This window comes from Pseudofulvimonas gallinarii (assembly GCF_004343305.1).
In the GTDB taxonomy this organism is placed as follows: domain Bacteria; phylum Pseudomonadota; class Gammaproteobacteria; order Xanthomonadales; family UBA2363; genus Pseudofulvimonas; species Pseudofulvimonas gallinarii.
The window spans coordinates 1-3,937 of record NZ_SMAF01000050.1 but is presented as its reverse complement, the minus strand read 5'-3'; the positions used below and the strand labels follow the sequence as shown (position 1 = coordinate 3,937).

At 65.1% G+C, this 3,937-nt stretch carries 4 protein-coding genes and 1 pseudogene; all 5 read right to left on the bottom strand.

Going from position 1 to position 3,937, the window contains the following annotated elements; all coding sequences use genetic code 11:
* Positions 1-126 precede the first annotated feature (126 nt).
* A pseudogene (locus EDC25_RS14505) lies at positions 127-330 on the bottom strand (transposase); the annotation flags it as partial.
* A gap of 44 nt (positions 331-374) precedes the next feature.
* A complete protein-coding gene (locus tag EDC25_RS14830) occupies positions 375-1,304 on the bottom strand; it encodes a hypothetical protein (RefSeq protein WP_123521516.1) in 930 nt (309 codons plus the stop codon).
* 161 nt (positions 1,305-1,465) lie between these two features.
* On the bottom strand, positions 1,466-1,849 hold the full coding sequence (locus tag EDC25_RS14495) for a hypothetical protein (protein WP_123521517.1): 384 nt from the start codon (positions 1,847-1,849) through the stop codon (positions 1,466-1,468).
* A 113-nt stretch (positions 1,850-1,962) separates the two neighbouring features.
* On the bottom strand, positions 1,963-3,369 hold the full coding sequence (locus EDC25_RS14490; RefSeq protein ID WP_132577793.1) for a DUF7453 family protein: 1,407 nt from the start codon (positions 3,367-3,369) through the stop codon (positions 1,963-1,965).
* A gap of 370 nt (positions 3,370-3,739) precedes the next feature.
* The coding region (locus tag EDC25_RS14945) for a hypothetical protein (RefSeq protein ID WP_207905724.1) at positions 3,740-3,937 on the bottom strand (198 nt) is incomplete at its 5' end.

The following is a 3,937-nucleotide window of genomic DNA, read 5'->3' as shown; positions in this document are numbered from 1 at the left end:
CATGCGCAACTGTCCGACATCAAGCTCCGGCCCGACCTGGTGCGCTCGTTCTTCGGGCATCCAAGTGTCGCCTATATTTCTGACTGATCAGTAAACCAAACAGCCTCCACGAAAGCCGGGGCGGTTCAGCTTCTTCAGCCGACTGTTCTCGGTCTCCAGCTCCTTCAGGCGTTTGGCCTCGGGCACGCTCATGCCGCCGAACTTGCTACGCCACAAGTAGTAGGAGGCTTCGCTGAAGCCGTGCTTGCGGCATAGCTCCTTGACCTGCAGCCCAGCCTCGGCCTCACGCAGGAAGCCAATGATCTGCTCTTCGGAAAAGCGCTTCTTCACGTCCAATCTCCTTCTCGTTGGGAATTGGACTTCAGATCCTCCTGCTACTCAAAATCGGGGGGGCGTCGGTTGGCCGCCCAGCGCGCACGCAGTTCGGCAGCCTCAACTCCGGCATGACGTCGAAGGCTGGCAATGGTCTTGCGCCACATGGGCAGGCAGGCGAGCGTGACCAGGCCCCAGCCGCCGACCAGGACCGGCGCGGTCGCGGCGATGCCGAGCAGATCGACAGTGCTGGCGCTGAACAGGATCGGTGACATCAGGCCGAGCACCATGACTGCCGCCAGGCGCAGTCCGGCGGCAAACTCGACGTTCCAGGTTGCACCGGGCATCGGCGGTGCAAGCTTGGCGCGGTATTCGTCCCAGCCCTGCAACGGGCTGGTGGCGCCAAGCGCCGCGAGCGCCCAGGGATCGGCGAACATCTCCGCGCGCAGGAAGGGATCGACGAAATAGATCGAGGCGACGACCATGCCGGCGCCGATGATCCCGAAGAACAGCAGGAGGCGCGCCAGCGCACCGGGGCTGGTCCTGTCGTTCGAGTCGGCGGCGACGTCGCTGTCGAGGCGGTCGCGGTCAAGCATCATCGGGCCGTCGGCTGGATCCGATGGACGCCGGCCTGCGTCCAGCGCCCGTGCCACCGAGCCGACGAAGCGATGAACGTGGTCGACGGTGACCAGGCGCGTTATTCCGCTTCGCTGCATCCGTCGCAATGCGGCGATTTCCGCGCCAAGCGGAATCCACTGGCTCAACACGACGTGGCACAGCACCAGCATCGGCGACCAGTCGAACAGGTACAGGCCGGCCAACGTCATGGCACCGTAGAGGATCGCGCCGAGTGCCCAGCGCCGGTCACGCGCGATGCGGCGCTGCTCGAAATAGGCGAGCAGTCCCGGCAGTTCGGTGCGGAAGCGTTCGAGGTCGGCGTCGTCGATGCTAACCTGTCGGTTGCGATGTTCGCGCTGCGCACGCGTACTCATGGCGAGGCGTCCTCGCCGGACAAGGGGCAGATCCACCATGGAGACATAGTCCGACTTCCACCCTCGATGCCACAACTGGAGGGCACAGCGTACCTCGCGATTGTCCCCGGCAGCCTTTCCTTATTGCCGGGATGGCTGCGTGCAGCCGTGACCCTCGCGGACTACCTCTGCGTTGCGCCCACTTCGTCCGCCATTTGCTTGAGCCACATGGGATTGTCGTCGAGCAGGCAGCGTACCGCGGCCACCGACTGCAGGCAGCGCTCCGATGTCCAGGGCTCGCCTGCTGAGGGTGCGGCGGGTGGCATCGCGGTTCGCGAATGCCGGGACCCGTCGCGGACCTGGCCCAGCTGTGGAACGTCCAGCAGCGCCGACATTGCGGCGTTGAAGGTCTCGCTGATGCCTTCGCAATCAGGCCGGGGCGGCATTGCCTGGACACCGCGCCAGGTGAAGTCGCCCGGCGACGCTACCGGAATGGCGGGATCGGCCGCCAGTACCTTCGTCGAGAGCAGCAGGCAGGCTGAGAGCAACAACGCAGTGCGGATCATTGAGCACCTGTTGGAAGTGGCATTGCAGCGGACATGTCCGCCTGATGGGGCACGGGCGGTCACACGTCGTTCCGCTTTGCCGCCCCAGCCTGCAGCCTGGAACCAAAAGATCCTCAGGGCGATTCGAAGCCGTCGCTGAAGATCACGTCGTCGGCCAGCTGGATGGACAGGAAGGCCTGGCCCGCGGAGGCGCCGGCACCGTTCCTGAGCGTGGCCACGAAATAGAACAGGCCGCTGTCGGACAGGTAGCCGTCGTCATTGCCGAAGGTGTCCAGGTACAGGTCGTCGTCGAACACGCCGTTGCCGTCAAGATCGACCGGGTCGCCCTCGCGGGCCAGCACGCGCTCGCCGTTCAGGACCAGGACGCCGTTGGTCCGGCTGTCGCCATTGGTGACGCCGCCGATGACATAGTCGCCTTTCGAATTGCCCACGTGCAGGAAGAAGCAGTCGGCGTAATCGCGGTCGCTCCAGTTCTCGCTGGCCAAGGGCGTGATCGGCCAGCCGAGGCGGGCGACGAGCTGGCCGTCGCTGTACACCCAGTCGATGCCGGCGACGTTGTTGCCGCGGACGAAGTAACGACCGCCAGGCGTCATGTGCACGCCGACGATGCCGTTGTTGTTGACCGGATTGGAAAAGCCCGAGCCGGGCAGCACCACGCCTTCCTGCACGACCACGTTGCCGTCCACGACCACCACGTCATCGGTGTCGATGGAGCCATCAAGGTCGCCCTGCACCAGGTAGTGCTCGCCGTCCGGCGTGGTCCAGAGGTCCAGGAAGTCGAAGTTCTGCCAAGGCTCGTTGCCGATCTGTCCCCCGGGGATCGTGACACCGATCTGAGCGAGCACCGTCGCGCCCTGGACGACGACTTTGTTCTCGTTGGCGGGCACGCCGCCGAGGCCGCCGGCGACCAACGCGACGGTGCCGTCGGTAGCAATGGTCGGCGATTCCAGGAAGGGGCCCCATGTCACGCCCGGCATGGCCGGTGCGGGCGAACCCGCCTGTGCGACGACCCCCAGCGTGCCGTCACTGCCGCCGGTAACAACGTAGGCATTGCTCGCGGCCGGACCATTGGTGACGGTGGAGAACACGAAGTCGCCGGCATCATTGACGCCGACCTTCGTATCCAGCGGGCCGACCAGCTCGCCGCTGGTCCAGGTGGCCGCGGTGCCCTCGCGCACCACCAGTTCGCCGTTGACCAGCAGCACTTCGTCCTCGGTCCAAGGCAGGTCGGCAAAGGCAGTCAATGCCCAGCTGCCGTTCGGGCTGCCGTAGACACGGTCGAAATGGGCGTTGCCGCCTCCCGGCTGGAAGCCGACGCCCGGCAAGCCGGGAACTTCGGCGGTCGGATGGCCCGCCAGGTTGCTGTAGATGACCTGCACCGCGCCGGGCGCGGCGGCGGCGATGGAATCGCCGACGGGAAGTCCTGCGCGGTGCGGAATGGTGATGTCCGAATCCTGCGCCTGGACGGCGCAGCACACGCCCGTGCCCAGGCCGAGCAGCAGCACGCTTCGCAAATTCATGTTTTCCCCTTTCATTCGCTGGCCGGTACGGCCGCAGCGCGATCCTATCATTGCCTGCGGATTCGCCCGCCCAACCAAGGTCGCCACGCGACACGCTGGGGCCGGCGCTCCGCAATGGCCAGCCACCCGGAATTGCTTCGCCGCTGTCGCTGCGGGTCAATTCCGAACGCGCTGCTCGTCATCCCCCAACGCCAAGGCTCGTCATCCTCGAACTTCCGGCTCGTCATCCTCATCCAGGCTCGTCATCCACTTCCAGGCTCGTCATCCGCGAACTTCCAGGCTCGTCATCCCCGCGAAGGCGGGGATCCAGTCGCACTTCCAGACATCCGGAGCGCTGGATTCCGCTTTCGCGGATGACGAGGGGGTGACATTACTCATAAGTCAGTAAATTAGGGAACCAATGTCCGCCACCGCTGTCCAACCCGACATGAAGAGGGCTCATCGCGGATTCGTGTGGGTGATTTCGGGCCTTGGAGGTTGCCAAGGTCCCTGTAATCCAGCCATCTTGTGGGCGCAGGAAGGCGGTTGATTCCTGCACTGACCTTGTGAACAGGATTTGCCGATGAAA